The 23705-nt window shown below is 66.8% G+C and carries 23 protein-coding genes; 12 read left to right on the forward strand and 11 right to left on the reverse strand.

Annotated elements, in window-relative coordinates; all coding sequences use genetic code 11:
* Entirely contained in the window at positions 1-954 is a 954-nt protein-coding gene (gene ipdE2 / locus AC5Y4N_RS03505; protein ID WP_499907143.1) for an acyl-CoA dehydrogenase IpdE2, read from the forward strand.
* Positions 951-2120: a pyridoxal phosphate-dependent aminotransferase gene (locus AC5Y4N_RS03510; RefSeq protein ID WP_499907145.1), complete on the forward strand. Its 1170-nt coding sequence runs from the start codon at positions 951-953 to the stop codon at positions 2118-2120. Before ipdE2 ends, AC5Y4N_RS03510 begins: the two co-directional genes overlap by 4 nt.
* Before the next feature lie 21 nt (positions 2121-2141).
* Here AC5Y4N_RS03510 and AC5Y4N_RS03515 read toward each other — a convergent pair whose 3' ends face one another.
* The 7 genes from AC5Y4N_RS03515 to hsaA form a co-directional block, all read right to left on the reverse strand.
* A complete protein-coding gene (locus tag AC5Y4N_RS03515; protein WP_499907147.1) occupies positions 2142-2999 on the reverse strand; it encodes a DUF4344 domain-containing metallopeptidase in 858 nt (285 codons plus the stop codon).
* 69 nt (positions 3000-3068) lie between these two features.
* Entirely contained in the window at positions 3069-3497 is a 429-nt protein-coding gene (locus tag AC5Y4N_RS03520; RefSeq protein ID WP_499907149.1) for a hypothetical protein, read from the reverse strand.
* Positions 3498-3524: 27 nt separating this feature from the next.
* On the reverse strand, positions 3525-4316 hold the full coding sequence (locus AC5Y4N_RS03525) for a PPOX class F420-dependent oxidoreductase (protein WP_499907151.1): 792 nt from the start codon (positions 4314-4316) through the stop codon (positions 3525-3527).
* 154 nt (positions 4317-4470) lie between these two features.
* Entirely contained in the window at positions 4471-5034 is a 564-nt protein-coding gene (gene hsaB, locus AC5Y4N_RS03530) for a 3-hydroxy-9,10-secoandrosta-1,3,5(10)-triene-9,17-dione monooxygenase reductase subunit (protein WP_499907153.1), read from the reverse strand.
* A gap of 2 nt (positions 5035-5036) precedes the next feature.
* Positions 5037-5939: an iron-dependent extradiol dioxygenase HsaC gene (hsaC, locus tag AC5Y4N_RS03535; RefSeq protein WP_499907155.1), complete on the reverse strand. Its 903-nt coding sequence runs from the start codon at positions 5937-5939 to the stop codon at positions 5037-5039.
* Positions 5940-5946: 7 nt separating this feature from the next.
* A complete protein-coding gene (hsaD, locus tag AC5Y4N_RS03540; protein ID WP_499907157.1) occupies positions 5947-6840 on the reverse strand; it encodes a 4,5:9,10-diseco-3-hydroxy-5,9,17-trioxoandrosta-1(10),2-diene-4-oate hydrolase in 894 nt (297 codons plus the stop codon).
* On the reverse strand, positions 6840-8036 hold the full coding sequence (hsaA, locus tag AC5Y4N_RS03545) for a 3-hydroxy-9,10-secoandrosta-1,3,5(10)-triene-9,17-dione monooxygenase oxygenase subunit (RefSeq protein ID WP_499907159.1): 1197 nt from the start codon (positions 8034-8036) through the stop codon (positions 6840-6842). The genes hsaD and hsaA overlap by 1 nt, the downstream gene beginning before the upstream one ends.
* A 137-nt stretch (positions 8037-8173) precedes the next feature.
* On the opposite strand from hsaA, the gene AC5Y4N_RS03550 reads away from it, so the two are divergent.
* Both AC5Y4N_RS03550 and AC5Y4N_RS03555 read left to right on the forward strand, forming a co-directional pair.
* The gene (locus AC5Y4N_RS03550; protein WP_499907161.1) at positions 8174-9238 is read left to right on the forward strand and encodes a 2Fe-2S iron-sulfur cluster-binding protein; all 1065 of its coding nucleotides are present in this window, start codon (positions 8174-8176) and stop codon (positions 9236-9238) included.
* A 37-nt stretch (positions 9239-9275) separates the two neighbouring features.
* Positions 9276-9809 carry a hypothetical protein gene (locus AC5Y4N_RS03555; protein WP_499907163.1) on the forward strand — a complete coding sequence of 178 codons (534 nt, stop codon included), beginning with the start codon at positions 9276-9278 and terminating at the stop codon, positions 9807-9809.
* 13 nt (positions 9810-9822) lie between these two features.
* Here the strand turns inward: AC5Y4N_RS03555 and AC5Y4N_RS03560 are convergent, their stop codons facing one another.
* Positions 9823-11946 carry an acyl-CoA dehydrogenase family protein gene (locus AC5Y4N_RS03560; RefSeq protein ID WP_499907165.1) on the reverse strand — a complete coding sequence of 708 codons (2124 nt, stop codon included), beginning with the start codon at positions 11944-11946 and terminating at the stop codon, positions 9823-9825.
* 262 nt (positions 11947-12208) lie between these two features.
* Here AC5Y4N_RS03560 and kstR point away from each other — a divergent pair, with 262 nt between their 5' ends.
* Entirely contained in the window at positions 12209-12814 is a 606-nt protein-coding gene (gene kstR, locus AC5Y4N_RS03565; protein WP_499907489.1) for a cholesterol catabolism transcriptional regulator KstR, read from the forward strand.
* 12 nt (positions 12815-12826) lie between these two features.
* Here kstR and AC5Y4N_RS03570 read toward each other — a convergent pair whose 3' ends face one another.
* Positions 12827-13921, reverse strand: a complete 1095-nt coding sequence (locus AC5Y4N_RS03570; RefSeq protein ID WP_499907168.1) for an Rv3575c family transcriptional regulator — start codon at positions 13919-13921, stop codon at positions 12827-12829.
* A gap of 78 nt (positions 13922-13999) precedes the next feature.
* Between AC5Y4N_RS03570 and AC5Y4N_RS03575 the strand changes: the two genes are divergently transcribed.
* The 7 genes from AC5Y4N_RS03575 to AC5Y4N_RS03605 all read left to right on the forward strand — a co-directional run bounded on the left by AC5Y4N_RS03575 (position 14000) and on the right by AC5Y4N_RS03605 (position 21346).
* Positions 14000-14899 carry a metal ABC transporter solute-binding protein, Zn/Mn family gene (locus AC5Y4N_RS03575; protein ID WP_499907170.1) on the forward strand — a complete coding sequence of 300 codons (900 nt, stop codon included), beginning with the start codon at positions 14000-14002 and terminating at the stop codon, positions 14897-14899.
* Positions 14896-15684 carry a metal ABC transporter ATP-binding protein gene (locus AC5Y4N_RS03580; RefSeq protein ID WP_499907172.1) on the forward strand — a complete coding sequence of 263 codons (789 nt, stop codon included), beginning with the start codon at positions 14896-14898 and terminating at the stop codon, positions 15682-15684. The genes AC5Y4N_RS03575 and AC5Y4N_RS03580 overlap by 4 nt, the downstream gene beginning before the upstream one ends.
* Complete coding sequence (locus AC5Y4N_RS03585; protein WP_499907174.1) at positions 15677-16543, forward strand: metal ABC transporter permease; 867 nt, start codon at positions 15677-15679, stop codon at positions 16541-16543. Before AC5Y4N_RS03580 ends, AC5Y4N_RS03585 begins: the two co-directional genes overlap by 8 nt.
* Before the next feature lie 10 nt (positions 16544-16553).
* Positions 16554-17324, forward strand: a complete 771-nt coding sequence (locus AC5Y4N_RS03590) for a LamB/YcsF family protein (protein WP_499907176.1) — start codon at positions 16554-16556, stop codon at positions 17322-17324.
* 186 nt (positions 17325-17510) lie between these two features.
* The gene (locus AC5Y4N_RS03595; protein WP_499907491.1) at positions 17511-19127 is read left to right on the forward strand and encodes an MCE family protein; all 1617 of its coding nucleotides are present in this window, start codon (positions 17511-17513) and stop codon (positions 19125-19127) included.
* 46 nt (positions 19128-19173) lie between these two features.
* A complete protein-coding gene (locus AC5Y4N_RS03600) occupies positions 19174-20094 on the forward strand; it encodes an MBL fold metallo-hydrolase (protein WP_499907178.1) in 921 nt (306 codons plus the stop codon).
* Between the two features lie 13 nt (positions 20095-20107).
* Positions 20108-21346, forward strand: a complete 1239-nt coding sequence (locus AC5Y4N_RS03605; RefSeq protein WP_499907180.1) for an SLC13 family permease — start codon at positions 20108-20110, stop codon at positions 21344-21346.
* Between the two features lie 19 nt (positions 21347-21365).
* On the opposite strand, the gene rlmB is transcribed toward AC5Y4N_RS03605, so the two are convergent.
* The gene (rlmB, locus tag AC5Y4N_RS03610; protein WP_499907182.1) at positions 21366-22307 is read right to left on the reverse strand and encodes a 23S rRNA (guanosine(2251)-2'-O)-methyltransferase RlmB; all 942 of its coding nucleotides are present in this window, start codon (positions 22305-22307) and stop codon (positions 21366-21368) included.
* Positions 22308-23705: a cysteine--tRNA ligase gene (cysS, locus tag AC5Y4N_RS03615; RefSeq protein WP_499907493.1), complete on the reverse strand. Its 1398-nt coding sequence runs from the start codon at positions 23703-23705 to the stop codon at positions 22308-22310.

The raw sequence follows: 23705 nt of genomic DNA on the forward strand, positions 1-23705 counted from the left end.
GTGAGCGAAGAACGGGACCTGTTGCGAGAAACGGTGCGTGGGCTCGTCAGCAAGCACGCCTCGCCCGAAGCGGTGCGTGAGGCGATGGCGTCCGAACGCGGATACGACGAGTCACTGTGGAAGCTGTTATGCGAGCAGGTGGGCGCCGCGGCTCTGGTGATTCCCGACGACATCGGCGGCGCTGGTGGGGAACTCGCCGATGCTGCAACGGTTTTGTCCGAGTTGGCCCGCGGACTGGTGCCGACGCCGCTGCTCGGTACCACCCTTGCCGAACTCGCGTTGTTGGCCGCTGACGAGGTCGACGCCGACACCTTGGGCCGTCTGGCCGAGGGCGCTGCGATCGGCGCGGTGGTGTTCGACGCGGACTACGTGATCAACGGCGACATCGCCGACGTTGTGGTGGCCGCGGACGGCGAGCGGCTGGTGCGGTGGACGACGTTCACCGCGGACCCGCTCGACACGATGGATCCCACGCGGCGGCTGGCCCGGCTGACCGCTCAGGACACCGCAGTGTTGGGCACCGATCCGGGTCTCGCGGATACGGCAGCGATCCTGGTGGCGGCCGAGCAGATCGGCGCCGCCGAGCGGTGCCTGGAATTGACGGTCGACTACACCAAGCAGCGGATCCAGTTCGGTCGGCCGATCGGCAGTTTTCAGGCTCTCAAGCACCGGATGGCCGACCTGTACGTCGCCCTGTCGGCCGCGCGAGCCGTCGTGGACGACGCGGTCGCGGACCCGACGCCGACCGCCACCGCACTGGCTCGTGTGGCCGCCACCGAGGCATTCGATGCTGTTGCGGCAGAAGCTATTCAGATGCACGGCGGTATCGCGATCACCTGGGAGCATGACATCCAGCTGTACTTCAAACGGGCCCACGGCAGCAGGCAGTTGCTCGGGCAGCCGCGGGACTACCTGCGGCGGCTGGAGTCCGAGGTGTTGAATAGCCAAGCGTGAGTACTCAGGTCGCGCTGCGCGCCGGTGTGCCGCCGTTCTACGTGATGGACGTCTGGCTGGCCGCCGACGAGCGCCAGCGCACCCACGGCGACCTGGTGAACCTGGCCGCCGGCCAGCCCAGCGCCGGTGCACCCGGCCCAGTGCGCGCGGCCGCCGCGCATGCACTGGAACGCAATCAACTCGGCTATTCCGTCGCATTGGGTATCCCCGAGCTGCGCGCCGCGATTGCCGGCGCGTACCAGACCCGGCACGGCATCTCCGTCGACGCCGGCGACGTCGTGGTGACCACTGGGTCGTCGGGAGGCTTTCTGCTGGCGTTCCTGGCTTGCTTCGACGTGGGTGACCGCGTCGTGGTCACCAGCCCAGGCTATCCGTGTTACCGGAATATCTTGTCCGCGTTGGGCTGTGAGGTCGTCGACGTGCCATGTGGCCCGGAGACCCGGTTTCAGCCCACCGCGCAGATGCTCGCCGAGCTGGATCCGCCGGTGCGCGGAGTGGTGGTCGCCAGCCCCGCCAATCCGACCGGCACAGTGATTCCGCCCGGCGAGCTCGCCGCGATTGCAACGTGGTGCGACGAGACCGGGGTGCAGTTGATCAGCGACGAGGTGTACCACGGCTTGGTCTATCCGGGCGCGCCCGAAACCAGCTGCGCATGGCAGACGTCGCGCAACGCTGTTGTGGTGAACAGCTTCTCGAAGTACTTCGCGATGACGGGCTGGCGCATCGGCTGGCTGCTGGTGCCTGCGGCGCTGCGGCGGGCGGTGGACTGCCTGACCGGCAACTTCACGATCTGCCCGCCGGTGCTGTCACAGTTCGGCGCGGCGGCTGCGTTCACGCCGGAATCCGTGGCCGAGGCGGACGCCCGCGTGGACCACTACGCCGTGAACCGGGATCGGCTGCTGAACGGATTGCGGGCGATCGGCCTGGACAAACTGGCGCCCACGGACGGCGCGTTCTACGTGTATGCCGACGTCTCGGACGTGACGACGGACTCGTTGTCGTTCTGCTCGCAGCTGTTGGCGGACACGGGCATTGCGATCGCGCCGGGCATCGACTTCGACACCGTGCGCGGTAACTCGTTCGTGCGCTTGTCCTTCGCCGGTCCAACCGAAGACATCGACGAAGCGCTGCGCCGGATTGCGCCGTGGCTCGCGGCGCAGCGCTGACGCCGGGCGAACCTTGTTGCCCTACTTCATATGTGGGCCGAGCATCTGGTCCCAGGCTGCCGACATCTTGTCGAACTCGTCTTCGCAGCCGTCGGCCCGGTCCTGCGGGAGCAGACCGTCGGTGACGATGTTCTTGTTGTCCGCCGGGTCGGATCCGTAGATCCAGCACTCGAAGTTGTACATGCGCGTCATGTCGAACGAATGGGTGTCGTAGAACGGGAAATCGTTGGCGTCACCGCCGGATTCGTCGTTGTAGCCCTTGAACATTCGCGCGAAATCGGTCGCGATGCGAACACCGTTGGGGTCTGGCTTTCCGTCACTTCCCGGCGCCAGCAGCATGAACGCCGACAGCTGGTCAGCCACATCCTCTTCGCGTCCGGTGAAGGGCAGGTCGTATACGTCGAGGACTGCATGCCCGAGCTCGTGATAGTAGGTGGCCACTTCGGAGTTGACCGCCGATGTCACCGGATCTTGGTCGCCGTCGCCGACGAAGATCCGGTAACTGTGTTCGAGATCTTCGTAGCACAGGGTGATCGTCTTGTCGTCGGAGCTCCAGAACGCGTTCTCGTCGTCGCACTGCTTGCCTACCACTGGAACGTCGAAAGGCAGCTTCAAGATGTCGTTGGTGTTCTGGGTGACGTCCTCGAGCAGCTTCGCATCCGTCATGAGCTGTCGGCCGTGGATCGCTTCTGGCGACGACGCATCCTCATATCTGAACGTCATCACACCTGGGCTCGGTGATTCGGCGCTGGTCGCCGACGCTGCGCTGGGCGTCGATCGCCTCGACGCAGCATGCGGTGCGCTGTCGTCGGATCCTGCGCAGCCGGCCGCAAACAGTGCCACGCAAACAGCTGCCGCGCCCCTGATCCCTCGACTCACGCGTGGGCTCCCTCCGCCATGCCGCATTGCCAACCGATTCCGTTACATACCATTCCGGCCGCGAATTGACTACGTGTGCTTTCGCGGCGCGCTCCACCCGACGTATGTCAGATACAGCCCGGCAAGTGCCAAGCAGCCGAAGAACACCCGCGCCACTGCGTACGCCGTCGGGCTGGTGAGCGCATCAGCGGCTTGGTTGACCGGTTCGGGAACCGCCAGCAGGAGCATGCCTCGGATCGCGAGGAACCAGCCCAGGGCGGAGACGAGGATGGCGGCGGTGCCGCGCCAGTATTGATGAAAGGCGATGATCACCAGGCCGCCCATGAGAAGGAACGCACCGAGGACCCACGGCCACATCGGATTTGCCTGGTAGGCAGCCAGAAGTGTCCGCATGTGAGTCACGCGTGCCGCGACGATCGCGGGCACGATCGTGAAGAACGGCCCGAGCACTCGGGCGAACGCGCGTGTTCGGGCTTGTGTGTCCAGCGTGTGATCCATTGCGTCTCCGTCCACGGACCCGGCGGGCTAGCTTTCCTCCGCGGTCACCGGAATGAGCTCGACATGCACTGTGCGGCCGAACTTCTTGCGCATCAGGCGATGCATCAACGGCACGATCGCACCGTGCAGGAGCGGATATTTGCGCCGCAGCAGCCGTGCCGCTGTCCGGTATTCTTCGCCATCGAGCAGCCTTACCCGCGCGGGTTGCGTAGGGCCGGTCGCCTTGCCCGAGCCGGTGGACGGACCGAACTCCACCTTCGGGTCGCGTCGCATCCGGCGCACCTTGATCGCGCGATCGAAACTGCGGAAGTATGCGCGGTCACCGTCGACGGCGATGCTGACCGGGCTGCTGCCGGGTGTGCCGTCCTTGCGGAAAGTGGTGAGGCTGATCGTCTTCTGACGGACGAACGGCGCCAGAGTGCGGTCGGTGGCGTAACTGACGACGCCCACTACGTAGCCGAGTTGGCGCAGCCGCAGGACGAACGCGACCGCCAGGGCCACGGACACCGCCGCGAGCAGCCACACCTGAGCGACGGAGCCGCCGAGATCGAGGTCCATCACGTGGTTGACGGTGTGGATGGTGTTGGCGACGAAGAAGCCGGCAACAGCCGTGGCAAGCGCGTCTCCCCAGATCAGCGCCAGAAGCAGCGTGACGCCAAGGCCGATCTGGAATGCACCGGCGTCGTGCAGGAAATGCTCGTGTTCCTCGAAGTCGACGAAGTGGGCGAACGAGCCGGGGTCGACCAGGCACCAGACCCCGATTCCGAAAGTGACCACTCCTACCAGCGCGGTCACTGTGTACACATACCAGCGAGCCATGTTGTCGTCCTTGATCCGATGTTTTCTTCCGCTATCTAGACGCCGGACGACACCGGTTTGTGACACTCAGCGCCCGGCTCGCAAACGTGAACTCATTGCGAGGCCTCTCGGCGTGTCGCCGCAGTGGCTTCACGCTCGCGACGCGCGAAGCCGGCTACAGCCAGGTGTCGCGGGTGGTGGCGGTCAAAAACGCCTCGAGGTCGTCGCGCCACTGCGCAGGGGTGTTCTTGTCGGGCTCGATGCCGGTGTACTCGCCGCGGTAGAACAGCAGCGGCCTGGGCTTCTTCTTGGGCACTTCCGACAGTGATTGCACCGCACCGAACACCACGAAGTGATCGCCACCCTCGTGCACGGAGGCGACAGTGCAGTCGATGTGCGCCAGCGAACCGTCGATGATCGGAGAGCCCAAAGGCGAAGGATGCCAGTCGATTCCGGCGAACTTGTCGGGTTCCTTGGAGCCGAATCGGGCCGACACGTTCTTCTGCTTCTCGTGCAGGACGTTGACGCAGAACCGCCCGGTGGCCTCGATCGCCTTCCACGACCGCGAGACCTTGGTGGGGCAGAACAACACCAGTGGCGGCTCCAGCGACAGCGCAGCGAACGACTGGCACGCGAACCCGACCGGACGGTCCTCGTACACCGTGGTGATCACCGTGATGCCGGTGCAGAACTGCCCGAGCACACTGCGGAATGTGCGCGGGTCGATCGGCGCGGACAAGCTCAGGCCTTGAAGCCGACGCTGAAGTCGTGGCCCCACAAGCTGACGGCCGTGCTTTCCCGAGCAATCCAGTCGCGGTCGTCGACTTGGCGTCCCTCGCAACCGAATTCGATGTCGAAGCCGCCGGGGGTCTTCATGTAGAACGACAGCATGAGGTCGTTGACGTGGCGGCCGAGGGTCGCCGACATCGGCACTTTGCGGCGAAGCGCGCGGTCGAGGCACAGCCCGACGTCGTCGGAGTTCTCTACCTCGACCATCAAATGCACGATGCCGCTGGGCGTCTCGCCCGGCATGAACGCCAGGCTGTGGTGCCGCGGGTTGCAGCCGAAGAAGCGCAGCCATGCCGGAGGACCGTCAGCGGGCCTGCCGACGAGTTGCGGGGGCAGCCGCATCGAGTCGCGAAGGTAGAACCCGAGCACGTCGCGGTAGAAGTGCAATGACTCTGCGTCGTCACGGGTGGTCAGCACCACGTGGCCCAGGCCCTGCTCTCCGGTGACGAACTTGTGGCCGTACGGGCTGACGACACGCCGATGCTCCAGTGCGGCACCGTGGAACACCTCGAGGCAGTTGCCCGACGGATCCTGGAATCGGATCATCTCGTCGACCCGGCGGTCGGCGAGTTCGGCGGCCGTCGCCTCCTTGTACGGCACGCCTTCCACGTCGAGGCGGTTGCGAACCTCTTGCAGCTCAAGGGCGTTCGCGGTTTCCCAGCCTGACTCCAGCAGCCGGTCGCGCTTCCCCGGGATGATCACCAGCCGCGCCGGGAAGTCGTCCATCCGCAGATACAGCGCGCCGTCGGTGTGGCCCTTGCCCTCGACCATGCCGAGCACCTTCAGGCCGTAATCCCGCCAGGCCGCGACGTCCGTCGCCTCGATGCGCAGATACGCCAGTGACCGGATGCTCATCCGTACCTCACTCCCCCAGGAAATCGATGGTGAGCTTGTTGAATTCGTCGAATTTCTCCAACTGCGCCCAGTGTCCGCACTGGCCGAATACGTGCAGTTGCGCGCGGGGGATGGTCTTCAGCGCCACCAGCGCACCGTCGAGTGGGTTGACGCGGTCCTCGCGGCCCCAGATCAGCAACACGCGCTGGCGCAACTTGTAGGCCTCGCGCCACATCATGCCGAGCTCGAAATCCGCGCCCGAGAACGACTTCCCCATCGCTTTGGTAGCCGCCAGCGATTCGGGTGTGCTGGCCAGCGCGAAGCGTTCGTCGACGAGCTCAGGGGTGATCAGTTTCTGGTCGAACACCATGATTCGCAAGAACTTCTCCAAGTTCTCGCGGGTGGGCTCGACAGAGAACTTCCCGAGCAGCTTGACGCCTTCGGTAGGGTCAGGCGAGAACAGGTTGACGCTCAACCCACCGGGGCCCATCAGCACCAGCCGCCCGGCTCTGTCGGGGTAGTCGAGTGCGAACCGCACTGCGGTGCCCCCGCCCAACGAGTTGCCGACGAGAGCGGCACGCTGTAAGCCGAGATGGTCGAACAGCCCCATCAAAGCTCTAGCGCTGTAACGGTTGTACTGCTCGTGTTCGGTGTGCTTGTCCGACAGGCCGTAGCCGGGCTGATCGACCGCCAGCACGTGGAAGTGCTTGGCCAGCACCGCGATGTTGCGCGAGAAGTTCGACCAGCTCGACGCGCCCGGGCCGCCGCCGTGCAACAGCACGACGGTCTGCTCGTGGCCTACGCCCGCCTCGTGGTAATGCAGGCGCATATCCAAAGAACCCGAGCGCACCTGCGCGTAGCGCGAGGTGGACTCGAACGTGACCTCTTGCTGCTGAGCGGCTTCGGCGGCGAAAGACGTCATCAGACCATCGTGTCCTGCGGCGGCAGGCCGAACTCGTGGTTGCCGAAGATCAGGTACGCGCGTTCTGGATCGTTGGCGGCATGCACCCGGCCGGCGTGGGCGTCACGCCAAAAGCGTTGGATAGGAGCGCTATTGGCCAGGGCCGTGGCGCCGGACGCCTCGAACAGCCGGTCGATGGACGCGATCGCGCGGCCGGTGGCGCGCACCTGGTCGCGGCGGGCGCGGGCGCGCAGCTCGAACGGAATCTCTTTGTCCGCCTGCAACAGTGCGTACTCCTCGCTGACGTTGCCGATCAACTGGCGCCAGGCGGCGTCGATGTCGCTGGCTGCCTCCGCGATGCGCACCTTCGCAAACGGGTCGTCCTTGGCCTTCTCACCCGCGAACGCGGCTCGCACCCGCTTGCCCTGATGCTCCACATGCGCCTCGTACGCGCCGTAGGCCATGCCCACGATAGGAGCCGAAATTGTCGTGGGATGCACTGTGCCCCAAGGCATTTTGTAGACGGGGGCAGTGTTGGTCTGCAGGCCGCCGGCGGTCTTGTCGTTCATCGCCTTATAGGACAGGAACCGATGGCGCGGCACGAACACGTCTTTGACCACCAGCGTGTTGGAGCCGGTGCCCTTCAGGCCGACGACGTGCCACACGTCGTCGATCTGGTACTCGCTGCGCGGAATCAGGAAGCTGCCGAAGTCCACCGGCTTACCGTCCTTGATCACCGGCCCGCCGACGAACGTCCATGTGGCGTGGTCGCAACCTGACGACCAGTTCCAAGCGCCGTTGACCAGATAGCCGCCGTCGACCACCTGCCCCGCACCCATCGGCGCGTACGACGACGAGATGCGGACGTTGCTGTCGTCGCCCCACACCTCTTCTTGGGCCTGCTGGTCGAACAGCGCCAGATGCCAGTTGTGCACGCCGATGATCGACGCACACCAGCCGGTCGAGCCGCACGCACTGGCAAGCCGGCGAACCGCCTCGTAGAACAGCGCGGGGTCGCATTGCAGGCCGCCCCACTGCTGCGGCTGCAGCAACCTGAAGAATCCGATCTCCTGGAGTTCACTGACGGTAGCGTCCGGAAGGCGGCGCAGTTCCTCGGTTTCCTGGGCGCGCTGCCGCAGCTTGGGCAGTAGTTCGTCGACGGCGTCGAGCACCGCCTGGGCCCCTTCGGTCACCGGGCGCTGTTGAATGGACGTCACTGCTGCCTCCAAGGTCGCGGTTCAGTCGCAAGATTAGAACACGTTACGATTTTAGTCGAGCACCGCATTCCTGCAGCAGGTAGACCCGGACAACCACATTTCTGTAACATGTTCTAGTTCCTGCCGGAAGGAGAGTCGTGACCGACGAGCCGCTGGGCAGCCACGTGTTGGAACTGCAGGTGGCCGACGTCGTCGCGGAGACCGACGACGCGCGCTCTCTGGTGTTCAAGGTGCCCGACGGTCCAAACGACCCCGTCATCTCCCCACAGAAGCTGCAGTACGCCCCGGGCCAATTCCTGACTCTGCGGATTCCCAGCGACCGCACCGGCTCGGTCGCGCGCTGCTATTCGCTGTGCACCTCGCCGTTCACCGACGACGCGATGGCCGTCACCGTCAAACGCACCGCCGACGGCTACGCGTCCAACTGGCTGTGCGATCACGCGCACCCCGGGATGCGGCTGCACGTACTCGCCCCGTCGGGAACCTTCGTCCCGCGCACGCTCGACACGGACTTCCTGCTCGTCGCTGCCGGCAGCGGCATCACCCCGATGATGGCGATCTGCAAGTCGGCGCTGGCCGAGGGCAGCGGCAAGGTCGTCCTCGTCTATGCCAACCGCGACGAGAACTCGGTGATCTTCGCCGGTACGCTGCGAGAACTCGCCGCGAAATACCCCGACCGGCTCACCGTGATGCACTGGCTGGAATCCGTGCAGGGGCTGCCCACCCAAGCCGCCTTGGCTGCGCTCATGGCGCCGTACGCCGCCCACGACGCCTTCATCTGCGGACCCGGCCCGTTCATGGCCGCCGCCGAAGCCGCACTGAGAAGCATCGGCGTGCCCAAGGAGCGGCTGCACATCGAAATTTTCCGTTCTTTGGACACCGATCCGTTCGCAGCCGTCGTGATCGAGGACGACAGCGACGAGCCGCCTGCCACCGCGATCGTGCACCTCGACGGCCAGCGACATGAGATTTCCTGGCCGCGTAACGCCAAGCTGCTCGACGTGCTGCTGGACAAGGGCCTCGACGCGCCGTTCTCCTGCCGCGAGGGACATTGCGGAGCGTGTGCGGTGCTCAAGCGCAGCGGCGAGGTCGAGATGGAGGTCAACGACGTGCTCGAGCCATCGGACCTCGACGAAGGGCTGATCCTGGGGTGTCAGGCCCGCCCGCGGTCGGATTCCGTCGAAGTCACCTACGACGAATAGCCCGCGGCTACCATTTCGCATGCTGGGGAGGAGCACCATGAAGCGATTTGCGGTAGCCATCGCAGGCGGACTGCTCGGTGTTGGGCTCGGCGTTCCCGGGCTGGCCTCTGCGGCGTCCGACACCAAGGACACGTCGTTTCCGCTGCCGGACGGCATGCAGTTGGAAGTGCACGTCACCGCGAATTGCCCGCTGGCCGACAAACAGTGCTACTTCACTGTTGCGGCCAACCGCCGGTCAGCCGACGGTATCGAAGGATTTCCGGATGACCTGTGGGCGCGCCAGACCACCACGCTGCGCTCGTCGAACCGGCTGAACAACTTGGAAACCCAAGTGGTAGCGGCAAATACGCGGCAGTACAAGGAGATGGGCCGGCGCGAGATCACGACGATCTACTTCGGCGGCGGCCCGCCGGAGAAGTACCAGATCTCCGGCCAGAGCCAGCCGACCGACTGGCAGACCGGCCAGCCGTTGCTCAATTCCGACTACATCGTGTGCGCGGAGATCCAGGTGGTGTACTCCGGCGTCAACATCACCTCGCCGACCACCTGCGCGCAGACCACCTTCAGCTGACCTCACGCCGCGCTCAGCGCGGCAGCCCCAGCAGCCGCTCGGCGGCCATGGTCAGCAGGATCTGCTCGGTGCCGCCGGCGATGGTCAAGCAACGGGTGTTGAGGAAGTCGTGGACTTCGCGGTTCTCCACGATGCCCGCGCCTTCGGACAGGTCCATCCGGAATTCCGCCAGCTCCTGGCGGTAGCGCACACCGATGAGCTTGCGGGCGCTGGCTTGCGGGCCGGGATCCTTGCCGCCGACGGCCAGTTGGGCGATCCGCTGATCCAACAGCGAGCCCACTTGCGCCGCCACGATCAACGCGCCGAGCCGATCCTGTTCGGCGGGGTCGAGGTCGGCCTGCGACACCGTCGCCAGCAGCTGCTCCATCGGATTGCCGAGCGCGGTGCCGTGTGCCATTGCGACACGTTCGTTGGCCAGCGTGGTGCGTGCCAGCCGCCAGCCGTCGTTGACCTCACCGACCACCATCTCGTCGGGCACGAACACGTCGTCGAAGAACACCTCGTTGAACAGCTCGTCGCCGGTGATCTCGCGCAGCGGCCGGATCGTGATGCCCTCGGATTTCATGTCCACGAGGAAATAGGTGATGCCCTTGTGTTTCGGGGCGTCCGGATCGGTGCGCGCGAGGCACACCCCCCAGTGCGCCTTGTGCGCGGCCGACGTCCACACCTTTTGCCCGGTGAGCCGCCACCCCCCTTCTGCGCGAACGGCTTTCGTGCGCAGCGCGGCAAGGTCCGAGCCGGCGCCGGGTTCACTGAACAGCTGGCACCAGGTCAGCTCGCCGCGCAGGGTCGCGGGCACGAAGCGCTCGATCTGTTCCGGGCTGCCGTGTTCGAGGATCGTCGGAGCGGCCCACCAGCCGATCACCAGATCAGGGCGGTCGACCCCGGCCGCGGCCATCTCCTGGTCGATCAGCAACTGTTCGGCCGGCGAGGCGTCTCTGCCGTACGGCTTGGGCCAGTGCGGCGCCAGCAGACCCGCGTCGGCCAGCGCGGCCTGACGCTTCTCCTTGGGCAGCGCGGCCACCTCCGCGACCGCGGCTCTGATCTGCGGCCGAAGGTCCTCGACGGCCGCGAGGTCGATGTGCAATTCGCGGCGGACTCCGTCGCGGGTGAGGGCGGCGACCCGGCGCAACCAGCGCGACCGGCCGCCGAGCACTTGCGAAATACCGTGTGCGCGGCGCAGATACAAGTGCGCGTCGTGCTCCCAGGTGATCCCGATGCCGCCGAGCACCTGTATGCAATCCTTCGCGTTGGCCTTGGCGGCGTCGATCCCCACCGCAGCTGCAACGGCCGCGGCCACCGAGAGCTGCCGGTCGTCAGAGTCGGCGGCCCGGGCCGCGTCGGCCGCTGCCACCGACGCCTGCTCGGCCCGCAACAGCATCTCCGCGCAGATGTGCTTGATCGCCTGAAAGCTGCCGATCGGCTTGCCGAACTGTTCGCGGACCTTCGCGTATTCGGTGGCGGTGTCCAGCGCCCAGCGGGCCACCCCGGCGGCCTCGGCGGCGAGCACCGTGGCGGCGAGGTCGTGCGCACGCCGACCCGGGACGGTCAGCGTCACCGCCGGTGCAGAGTCCAGCACGACGCGCGCCAGCGGGCGCGAGAAGTCCGTGGCCGTCAGCACCTCGACCGTCGCGCCGTCGGCGCTGGTGTCGACCAGCAGCCACTGCTCGCCTGCCGCGGCCACGACGTAGTCGCCGGCCCTGCCGCCCAGCACAACCGGCAGGGTGCCGCTGACACGACCGTCGCCGACGCTCAGGTCGCCGTCGAGGGCGACGCCGGCGCTGCGCTGTCCGGACATCATTTCGGCGAGCACGTGTTCGTCGTCAAGCAGCAGCGTGGCCAGCGCGGTGGTGGCCACCGGCCCGGGCACCAGCGCGTAGGCGGCCTCCTCGAGCATCGCGCACAAGTCCGCGACGCCGGCACCGGCGCCCGACAGTGACTCGGGCACCGCGACCCCGAAGAAGCCGAGTTCGGCCAGCCCGCGGAACGGCTTCTGCCAGGCATCGGGATCGCCTTGCTCGACGGCCCGCGCGGCTGCGACAGCCCCGGATCCGGGTGCCCATGAACGCACCAGCTCTCTGGCGGCGGCCTGGTCGTCCGGCGAGCTGCTTGCCCGAGTTGGAGACGCTGCTGCCACGGTCAGCCTCCTAAGCCGTGAGGTAAAGACACGTGCAGCCTACTAGAACGTGTTCTAATAGTACGGGTGCCGGTTGGCGAACCGGCACGCATCCGAGCAGGACACGAGCGTAGGCGGGCCGATTCCCGGCGAGAAATCCACGGCCGGAATGCGTATCGTTTCTTCTCGTAGACGAAGACAAGGAGCCGCTTACCGCATGTCGACGCCAGCACACGCCAGTTCCGGCTCGTCGAGCGAACCGCGTCAGCCCCAGGTCCTGACGGTGGCCGCCCTGGCCGAATCCGAACTCGGCTCGGAGGCTCAGCGGGAGCGTCGCAAGCGCATCTTGGATGCCACGTTGGCTATCGCCTCTAAGGGCGGTTACGAGGCGGTGCAGATGCGCGCCGTGGCCGAACGAGCCGACGTGGCGGTCGGAACGTTGTATCGGTACTTCCCGTCGAAGGTGCATCTGCTGGTATCTGCGCTGGGGCGGGAGTTCGAGCGGATCGACGCCAAAACGGACCGGATGTCGCTGGGCGGCGGCACGCCGTATCAGCGACTGCACCAGATGATCAGCCGGCTGAACCGGGCGATGCAGCGCAACCCGCTGTTGACCGAGGCGATGACGCGGGCATTCGTATTCGCCGACGCGTCCGCGGCCGGCGAGGTGGACCACGTCGGCAAGCTGATGGACAGCATGTTCGCGCGGGCGATGAGCGACGGCGAGCCGACCGAGGACCAGTACCACATCGCCCGGGTCATCTCGGACGTGTGGCTGTCCAATCTGCTCGCATGGCTGACCCGGCGGGCCTCGGCCACCGACGTGAGCAAGCGGCTGGATCTGGCCGTGCGTCTACTGATCGGCGACGAAGACCACCCCAAGATCTGACCGGTCGAGCGGTCAGGCCGGAGGTCCGGCAGTGCGGCCGCGGACCAGTTCCGTGGGCAGCACCTCGTTGACCGGGAGCCCGCTGCGGGGCGGTGTGTGAAGGAGTTTGCCTGCCAGACGGCCTTTTTCGAGGTTCGGCTGGGCGACGGTGGACAACCCCCGACGCAATGCGTCGGGCACGCCGTCGAAACCGGTGACCGTCATCTGCCCCGGCACGTAGACGCCGCGCGCTCGCAGGTAGTCCATCGCCGACAGCGCCAGCACGTCCGCGGTGCACATCAGTGCGGTGATGCGTGGGTTGGCTTCCAGCGCCACCTCTGCGGCCGCGCCACCCGACGTCGGCAGGTGCTCGTAACTCTCCACCACGGTCAACGAGTCGGGATCGAGGCCGGCGGCCGCCATCGCGTCGCGCACGCCGTGAATGCGTTCCCGCTGCACGTGAAAATGCGCTGACCGCAACCGCTCTGGCGTCGCCACCGACGCGGCCGCCGTCCTGCGCTCACGGCCCAGCCGCATGGTCAGCAGGCCGATGTCCCGATGCCCAAGGCGCACAACGTAATCCGCGAGTTCCCGCATCGCCGCCCGGTCGTCGATGCACACACCCGACGCACCCGCGACGTCCTTGGGCTGGTCGACGATGACGACAGGCAGGTTGCGTTCGAGCGCCACCTGCAGATAGGGGTCGTCGTCGGCCACCGAGTAGACGACGAAGCCGTCCACACCTGCGCTGAGCACGGCGTGCGACCCTTCGGCGATGCTGCGTGCGGGCCCGACCGCCACCAGCAGCAGTCCCTGGCCCACCTGTTCACAGGACTCCGCCAGCCCGCCGACGAAACTCACCGCCGCGGGATCGCTGAATGCATAGTTCAGCGGCTCGGTGAGCACCAGGCCGACCGCGCCGGCCTTCCGGGTCCGCAGCGAGCGCGCCACCGGATCGGGACCCGGATAGCCGAGTCGCTTCGCGGTTTGCAGCACCCGCTCACGCAGACCGGCCGACAATTGATCCGGTCGGTTGTACGCGTTGGAGACCGTGGTGCGCGAGACGTTGAGCTCGGCGGCCAGAGAATCCAGCGTGGCCCGCCGCCGGTGCCCGCCCGTCCTGGCCATGCTCTCCGACGTTAGCGCATCCATGCATTGAGATGCGCTACATTAATGGAAACGGTTTTCATTTAAGTGAGGCGAGGCATGCGTCGGGTGATGGGGCTGGCCGCGGTCGTGTGGGCTGCGGTCGTGCTTGCCGTCGCCGCGTGCACGCCGTCGTCCGAGCAGTCGCACAAGCTCAGCGTCGTCGCGTCGACCACGGTGTGGGGGTCCGTCGCTGCAGCAGTGGGCGGCGAGCATGTGCAAGTCAGGGCGATCATCGACAACCCCGCCGAAGACCCGCACTCCTATGACGCCAGCCCCGCCGACGCCGCCGCGATCGCCGACGCCGCCCTGGTGGTCTACAACGGAGGCGGCTACGACGCGTTCGTCGCGCCGGTGCTGAAGCAGAACGGCGCGGTGAAGCGCATCGAGGCGTTCACGGTCGGCGGGTATCAGCCGGGAAGTAATCCGCATGTCTTCTACGACCTCGACACCGTCAACCGAGTGGCTGACGCGATCGCCGACCAACTGGGCGCCGCCGATCCCGCTCACGCCGCCGACTTCCGCGCCAACGCCGAAACGTTCACCGACCAGCTGCGCGCCATCTCCGCCACCGAGCGCGATATCGCCGCCGCACACCGCGGTGCGGGCGTGATTGCGACCGAGGACGTCGCCCACTATCTCCAGGTGGCGGCGGGGCTGGTGGACAAGACGCCGGAGGGCTACTACAAAGCGGTGACCGCCGACGCCGATCCTGCGCCCGCCGACATCGCGGCAGTACTGGATCTGGTGAATACCCACGGCGTGCAGGTGGTGTTGTCCAACCCGCAAACCGACACGTCGGTGACGCGCCGGGTGGTAGATGCTGCGAACGCGGCAGGCGTGCCGGTCGTGGAGGTGCGCGAGACACTGCCCGCCGGAACGGATTACGTGTCGTGGCAACGGCACACCGTCGAGCAGTTGAGCGCGGCGCTGCAGCGGATCGACGCACACCGCCAGTGAGCACGCCCCTCGTCCAGCTCAGCGACGCCGGCCTCGCGTTCGGCGACCGCGTACTCTGGGACAGCCTGAATCTGACCGTCGACCGCGGCGAATTCGTCGCCGTGCTGGGGCCCAACGGCTCGGGAAAGACATCACTACTGAAGGTGCTCACGGGCCAGCTAGCGTTGACGACCGGCGCGGTTTCTATTGCGGGGCAGCCTGTTTCGTCGGGGCGCAGCACCGTCGGCTACATTCCGCAACATCGGGGCGCGGAGCGCGGACTGACGATGCGCGGCGCTGATCTAGTGCGCCTGGGGGTCGACGGACACCGCTGGGGATGGACCATTCGCCGAACGATTCGGCGGCAGCACGACTCGGCCGTCGACAGCGCGCTTGCCGCGGTGGGCGCCGAGCATCTGGCCAAGGCGCCGCTTTCCGTGATGTCCGGCGGCGAACTGCAGCGGCTGCGGATCGCTCAGGCGCTGGCCGGAGATCCCCTTCTGTTGCTGTGTGACGAGCCCCTGCTGAACCTTGATCCGGCCAGCGCACAACAGGTCTCGGCATTGATCGACAAGCGGCGGCGCGACGCGGCGACTGCGGTGGTGTTCGTCACCCACGACATCAACCCCGTGCTGCCCTTCGTCGACCGGGTGCTGTATCTGGTCGACGGCAGGTTCCGAGTCGGCACCGTGGACGAGGTGATGACTACCGAGAACCTGTCGAAGCTGTACCGCGCCGATGTCGACGTGCTGCGAATACGCGGGCAATACGTGGTGGTGGGCAACCGGAGCTATTGCCATGAGTGACAACATCGCTCGCGTGCTTGACAAGCTGTTCGACCTCCACGTCACGGCGGACCTGCTGAGCCGCGACTTCGTGCAGCAGGCAATCGTGGCCGGCGCGCTGCTGGCATTGACGGCCGGACTGATCGGGCCGTTCATCGTCATGCGGCAGATGTCGTTCGCGGTGCACGGTTCATCCGAATTGTCTTTGACGGGAGCGGCGTTCGCACTGTTGACAGGCTTCAACGTCGGAGTCGGCGCGCTGCTGGGAAGCTTGATCGCCGCGGTGCTGTTCGGCGTGTTGGGACAGCGTGCGCGAGAACGCGATTCAGCCATCGGCGTGGTGATGGCCTTCGGCTTGGGCCTTGCGGTGTTGTTCATCCACCTCTACCCGGGTCGGGCAGGGACCAGTTTCGCACTGCTGACGGGCCAGATCGTCGGGGTCGGCTATTCCGGTCTGGCCCAATTGGTCGTCGTCGCCGTGGTTCTCGCGATCGTGCTCGTGGTCGCATACCGGCCGCTGTTGTTCGCGACCGTCGACCCGGAGGTGGCCGCGGCGCGCGGTGTCCCGGTGCGCGTGCTGGGCATTGTGTTCGCGGCGCTGGTGGGCGTCGTCGCTGCGCAGGGCGTACAGATCGTCGGCGCCCTGCTGGTCATGTCCCTACTGATCACTCCTGCCGCAGCAGCGGCGCGAGTATGTTCGGCACCGATGCCCACCATTGCGGTGTCGGTGCTGTTCGCCGAGCTTGCTGCGGTGGGCGGCATCGTGCTGTCGCTGGCCCCGGGTGTGCCGATCTCGGTCTTCGTCACGACGATCTCGTTCGCGATTTTCGTGGTGTGTTGGCTCGTCGAACGTCGACATCAGTCACCGGCGCACACCTAGGCTTGCACTTGTGCCGGCCCCCCAGCGAACGGTCGATCTGAACGCCGACCTCGGCGAAGGGTTCGGAGTGTGGCGGCTCGGGGATGACGAGCAGATGCTGCGAGTGGTCACAAGCGCGAACGTGGCTTGCGGATTTCATGCCGGCGATCCGGCCGGGCTCGTCCGGACTTGCCGCGCAGCTGCCGAACAGGGTGTACGGATCGGCGCGCAGGTCAGCTATCGCGACCTGGCGGGCTTCGGCCGCCGCTACATCGACGTCGCCGCACCGGATTTGACCGCCGACGTGATCTACCAGATCGGTGCGCTGCAGGCGATCGCTCATGCGGTGGGATCAAAAGTGTCCTACGTCAAACCCCATGGGGCGCTGTACAACACCGCCGTCACCGACCGGACCCAGGCCCGGGCGATCGCCGAGGCGGTGCATGCGGTCGACGATTCGCTACCGGTGCTGGGCTTGGCGCGGTCCGCACTGTTCGAGGCGGCGTCTGCGCTCGGATTGCGCTGTGTCGCTGAGGCGTTCGCGGATCGCGCCTACCGGCCCGACGGCCAACTCGTATCCCGTCGGTATCCGGGTGCGGTGATCCACGACCCGGACACGGTGGCGCAGCGCGTGTCGACGATGGTGATGCGCGCAGAGGTGACCGCGATCGACGGTTCGGTGATCCCGGTAAACGTGGAATCCATCTGCGTGCATGGTGATTCGCCCGATGCAGTGCAGTTGGCCGTCGCGGTGCGCGAACGACTGATCAGTGACGGCGTCACGCTGCAACCGTTCGTCTGAACCCGAAGGAACGTCGAATCCACGATCACGATAGTTTGTCTGTTGCGGCGTGCGCGTTACCGTCATCGGGTACAGTTCCGACTCATCGCGAGGTCAGACACCGGTGTCCCCCGCACACGGGAAGCGCCCCGTCGCTCGGCGTGAGGCGAGGAGGAACCGATGCGGTGGACGGGCCAAGGCGACCCGATCCTGACGCCGTTCATTCGCCTTCAGCTCGCGATCTTTCTGGCGCTGACGTTGCTGGCGCTCGGCGCTTTGAGCTTCCACTACCTTCACTTGCCACAGCGCGTAGGCATCGGCCAGTACACGCTGTACGTCGATCTGCCGAGATCCGGTGGGCTCTACGAGACCGCCAACGTCACATACCGGGGCGCGATGATCGGGCGGGTGACCGACGTCCAGCCCACCGAGCGGGGGGCGCGCGCAACGCTGAGCATCGACAACCGGTACAAGCTGCCGCTGGACGCCTCCGCGAACGTGCATTCCGTGACGGCTGTCGGCGAGCAGTACGTCGACATCGTCTCCGCCAGCGGCGACTCCAGTAAACACTTCCGGGACGGTCAGACGATCACCAAGACCACGATTCCGTCCGACGTCGGCCCGGCCCTTGACGCCGCCAATCGCGGGCTCGCGGCCCTGCCCAAGGACAAGATCGCCACGTTGCTCGACGAGACGTCACAAGCGGTCGGTGGGCTGGGGCCGGCGCTGCAGCGGCTGGTGGATTCGACCACCGCGATTGCCAGCGACTTCCGTGACAACTTGACTCCGGTCAACGACATCATCGCCAACTCGTCGCCGATCCTGGATTCGCAGGTGAATTCGCGCGACAACATCGAAACCTGGGCGGCCAACCTGAATTCGATCGGCACCCAGGCCGCTGAGCAGGACGCGGCACTGCGCAGCGGTTTGCAGCAGGCCGCCCCCACCGCCGATCAGCTCAACGCGGTGTTCTCCGATGTGCGTGACTCGCTGCCGCAGACACTGGCCAACCTCGAGATCGTCATCGACTTGCTCAAGCGCTACCACAAGGGCGTGGAACAGGCGTTCGTCTACTTCCCACAGAGCGCGAGTCAGCTCGAGGCAGGAACGGTCTTCCCCGGCTACGGCATCATCAACTTCGCGCTCGGCCCGTTGTTCGTGGGCATCGGTGCCTCTGCGTTGACCCTGCAGGCTGTTCCGCCGGGTTTCGGTGCTGCCCTCAACAGTCCGCCGCCGTGCCTGACTGGCTTTTTGCCGCCGTCGCAGTGGCGCGCGCCTGCCGACACCTCGCCAGCGCCGCTGCCGACCGGGATCTACTGCAAGATCCCGAAGGACTACCAGGGTCTCGCGGTTCGCGGCGCGCGTAATTATCCGTGCGCCGACGTGCCGGGTAAACGGGCCGCATCGCCGCAGGAGTGCCGCAGCAACGAGCCGTATGTGCCGATGGGCACCAACCCGTGGTACGGCGATCCGAACCAGATCCTGACCTGCCCGGCACCGGCGGCGCGCTGTGACCAGCCGGTGGAGCCCGGTCGGGTGATCCCGGCGCCCAGCGTCAACAACGGCTTGAACCCGTTGCCCGCCAACATGATTCGTCCGCCGATGCCGGTCAGTGATCCGTTGTCGCGGCCCGGGCAGGGCAGTGTGGCGTGCAGCGGTCAGCAGCCGAACCCGTGCACCTATACGCCGGGGCAGCTTCCCACGGCGATCTACAACCCGCAGAGCGGCGAGGTCGTCGCACCCGACGGCTCGCGCTACAGCGTGAAGGATTCCGCCAACGTCGCCGACGACGCCTGGAAGGACATGCTCACCCCGGCCGGCTGATCCGCCGCCCGCAACAGCGTCGCGGGATTCGCCGTAGGGTTGAGCCATGCGCCTCAAGCTCGGCCGCCCGTTCGTCGAGGACTTCACCAAGCGGTTCGACGTGCCGCCCGCCGAGGCCGACGCTCCTCTTTCGGTGACGTGGTTGGGCGTGGCGACACTTCTCGTCAGCGACGGCACTTCGGCGCTGATGACCGACGGGTTCTTCTCGCGGCCGAGCCTGTCGACCGTGGTGTTGCGGCGGGTGGAACCGTCGCTGGAGCGGATCATCGGCTGCCTGGAACGGACCCGTGTCCGCAAACTGGATGCGGTGATTCCGGTGCACACCCACTACGACCATGCGCTGGACTCCGCGGTGGTGGCCGCACGCACCGACGCCGAGCTCGTCGGCGGTGAGTCGGCAGCCAACATCGGCCGCGGCTACGGCTTACCCGACGACCGCATCGTCGTCGCGATCTCAGGTGAGCCGATCACCCTGGGTGCCTACGAAGTGACGCTGATCGAGTCGAAACACTCACCGCCCGACCGGTTTCCGGGTGTGATCACCGAGCCTGTGGTGCCCCCAGTCAAGGCGTCGGCCTACAAATGTGGTGAGGCATGGTCCGTGCTGATTCGTCACCGGCCAACGGATCGGCGGCTGCTGGTTCAGGGCAGCGCCGGGTTCGTCGAGGGCGCGCTGGCCGGACAGCGCGCCGATGTGGTCTATCTGGGCGTGGGACAGCTCGGGGTACTGCCCGAGCAGTACCTGGTCGACTACTGGAACGAAGTGGTGCGTGCCGTCGGCGCCCGTCGGGTGGTGATGATCCACTGGGACGACTTCTTCCGCCCGCTCACCGAGCCGATCCGCGCGCTGCCGTATGCGGCCGACGATCTGGATGCCACCATCCGGGTGCTGTCGCGGCTCGCTGCGGCAGACGACGTGGCATTGCACCTGCCGGTGTTGTGGCAGCCTGAAGACCCTTGGGCCTGAGGCGGATTGGCGATTGCTACTTTCGCTGGCGCTGCTGGCCGTGGTGCTGACGTTCGCGTTGCTGCGCCCGAAGGGCTGGACCGAGGACGTCGTGGCGGTGCCCGCGGCTTTGCTGTTGATTGCGGTCGGGGCACTTTCGCTGCGCGATGCGGTCGACGAGGTGGCCCGGCTTCTTCCCGTTGTCGGATTCCTTGCCGCGGTGCTGGTGCTGGCGCGGCTGTGCGACGACGAGGGTGTGTTCCGGGCGGCCGGCATGGTGATGGCACGCGGCAGTGCGGGACAGCCCCGGCGGCTGCTGCGGCAGGTGTTCGTGATCGCGTCGCTGACCACCGCCGTGCTGAGTTTGGACGCGACGATCGTGCTGCTGACGCCGGTAGTGCTGGCCACTGCCCGCATGCTGCGGCTGCCGGCCCGACCGCACAGCTACGCCAGCGCTCATCTGGCCAACACCGCGTCGCTGCTGTTGCCGGTGTCGAACTTGACCAACCTGTTGGCGTTTACGGCGGCCGGGGTGTCGTTCACCCGGTTCACCGCTTTGATGACGGCGCCGTGGCTGGTAGCGATTGCCGCGGAATACCTCGTCTTTCGGCGGTTTTTCGCGGGCGACCTGTCCGCGCCGTCGGCCGCCCACGAGCTTCCCGACCGCCCGCAACCGCCGGTGTTCGCGCTGGCGGTGCTGGGTGTGACGCTGACGGGGTTCGCGGCGGCGTCACTGGTGGGAGTGTCGCCGGCATGGGTGGCGTGTGGGGGCGCGGCCGTGCTGGCAGTGCGGGGGCTGATCCGGCGGACGGGCACGCTGCCGGAGGTGGTGCGTGCAGCCAATGTGCCGTTCCTGGCTTTCGTGCTGGCGCTCGGGGTCGTGGTGCGGGCCGCGATGGTCAACGGGCTCGACACTGCGACACGAGATCTGCTGCCCAACGGCAATGGGCTGCCTGCGCTGCTCGCGTTGGCGGCGATCGCCGCGGTGTTGTCCAATCTCGTGAACAACCTGCCGGCAGTCCTGCTGCTGCTGCCTCTTGTCGGCGGCGGCGGCGCGGCGTCGGTGCTCGCGGTGCTGATCGGCACGAATGTCGGCTCCAACCTGACCTACATCGGCTCGCTGTCCAACCTGCTGTGGAGAAATGTACTGCGCGACAACGCCGCCGAAGACGGCATCGGGCGCTTCGTCCGCCTCGGTTTGTGCACGGTGCCGATCACTTTGGTGTTGGCGGTGCTGGCGCTGTGGGCAGGGTTACACATCCTCGGGACGTGACGGTTGCACCCTTGGGAGGCTATCGGCGGCGGCGCTGGCGTGCGACCTCGGCCAGCACCACACCGGCGGCGACTGCGGCGTTCAGCGATTCGGTGGGGCCGGCCATCGGAATCGACACCACCGCGTCGCAGTGTTCGCGGACCAACCGCGACAACCCCTTACCCTCCGAGCCGACGACGATCACTATGTCGCCAGCGGCATCCAAATCGTCGATCGTCGTGTCACCGTCAGCATCCAACCCCACGACGAATAGCCCGGTGGCAGCCCAATCACGAAGTGTCCGATTGAGATTCGACGCCCGAGCGATCGGCACGCGCGCCGCCGCGCCGGCGCTGGTGCGCCACGCCACCGCGGTGACGGCCGCGCTGCGCCGCTGCGGGATCACCACACCGTGGCCGCCGAAGGCTGCGACTGACCGGACGATCGCCCCGAGGTTGCGGGGATCGGAGATGTTGTCGAGCGCCACGAGAAGTGCGGGCGATGACGCGTCGCGAACCGCAGTCAGTAGGTCGTCGGGATGAGCGTACTGGTACGGCGGCACCTGCAACGCGATGCCCTGATGCAGCCCGTTGGCGCTGAGGCGGTCCAGATCGGTGCGCGGCACTTCCAGAATCGGAATGCCGGAATCCGCTGCGCGCCGCACCGATTCGGTCAACCGCTCGTCGGCGTCGGTGCCCAGCGCCACATACAACGCGGTCGCCGGTACTCCGGCCCGCAAGCATTCCAGCACCGGGTTGCGGCCGAGGACAATCTCGGTGTCGTCGGTCTTCTTTCCGGTGCGACGCGACTTTTCTTTGGCGGCAGCACGTTTGGCCGCCGGGTGGTTCGGTCGCAGGTGAGCCGGCGGAGTGGCGCCCCGCCCCTCGAGACCGCGGCGGCGCACACCGCCGGAGCCGACGGTGGGCCCCTTCTTGGTGCCGGCTTTTCGTACCGCGCCGCGGCGCCGGGAGTTTCCGGGCATCTACTTCTTGTCACCGTCGGTCAGGGTCCACTGCGGCCCGTCGGCAGTGTCGGTGACCTCGATGCCGGCCTGCTTCAGCCGGTCACGGATCTCGTCGGCCAGTGCCCAGTTCCGCTGGGCCCGTGCCGCCTCACGGCGCTCGAGTTCGGCCTGCACCAAGACGTCGACGGCTGCCAGCGCGGCCGACGTCTCGTCGCGGGTTTCCCATCGCTCGTCGAGCGGGTCGCAGCCCAGAACCGCCATCATCGCGCGTATTTCGCCGGCCCGGGCCAGCGCGGTCTCGTGATCGCCCGACTCGAGGGCCCGGTTGCCTTCGGCACGAGCATTGTGAATCTCGGCCAGTGCGATCGGCACCGACAAATCGTCGTCGAGTGCCGCCCCGAAACCCGCTGTCCACTTGCCCGGCACGACCGCACCGACGCGGGTGCGGACCCGGTGCAGGAAATCCTCGATGCCCGTGTAGGCCTTGACGGCGTCCTGCAGCGCCGTCTCGGAGAACTCGAGCATCGACCGGTAGTGCGCGCTGCCCAGGTAATACCGCAACTCGACGGGCCGAACACGTTGCAGCACAGCCGGAATGGACAACACATTGCCAAGCGACTTACTCATCTTCTCGCCGCCCATGGTGACCCAGCCGTTGTGCAGCCAGTACCGGGCGAAGCCGTCGCCGGCCGCGCACGCCTGCGCGATCTCGTTCTCGTGGTGCGGGAACACCAGATCCATTCCGCCGCAGTGGATGTCGAAATCCGAGCCAAGGTATTCGTGTGCCATGGCGACGCATTCGGAGTGCCATCCGGGACGCCCACGGCCCCACGGTGTCGGCCAGGACGGCTCACCCGGCTTGGCCGCCTTCCAAAGCGTGAAGTCGCGCTGATCGCGTTTACCGGCGCCGACGCCCTCGCCCTGGTGAACGTCGTCGATCCGGTGGCCGGAAAGCTTGCCGTAGTCGGGGAAGCTCAGCACGTCGAAGTACACGTCGGCGTCCCGTTCTGAGCGGTAGGCGTGGCCGCGTTCGATCAGCCGCTCGATCAACTCGACGATCTGCGTGATGTGGCCGGTGGCCCGAGGCTCCGCCGACGGGGGCAGCACGCCCAGCGCGTCGTAGGCGGCGGTGAAGGCCCGCTCATGCGTGGCCGCCCACTCCCACCAGGGCCGGCCGGCATCGGCGGCCTTGATCAGGATCTTGTCGTCGATGTCGGTGACGTTGCGGATGAATGCGACGTCATAGCCGTGTGCCATCAGCCACCGGCGTAGCACGTCGAACGCCACGGCGCTGCGGACGTGCCCGATGTGGGGAAGGCCTTGCACCGTGGCGCCGCACAAGTAGATCGACACGTGCCCGTCGCGCAGCGGCACGAAATCGCGGACGGCACCGGCGTAGGTGTCGTACAGCCGCAT

The sequence above is a fragment of the Mycobacterium sp. NGS19 genome, assembly GCF_059813155.1.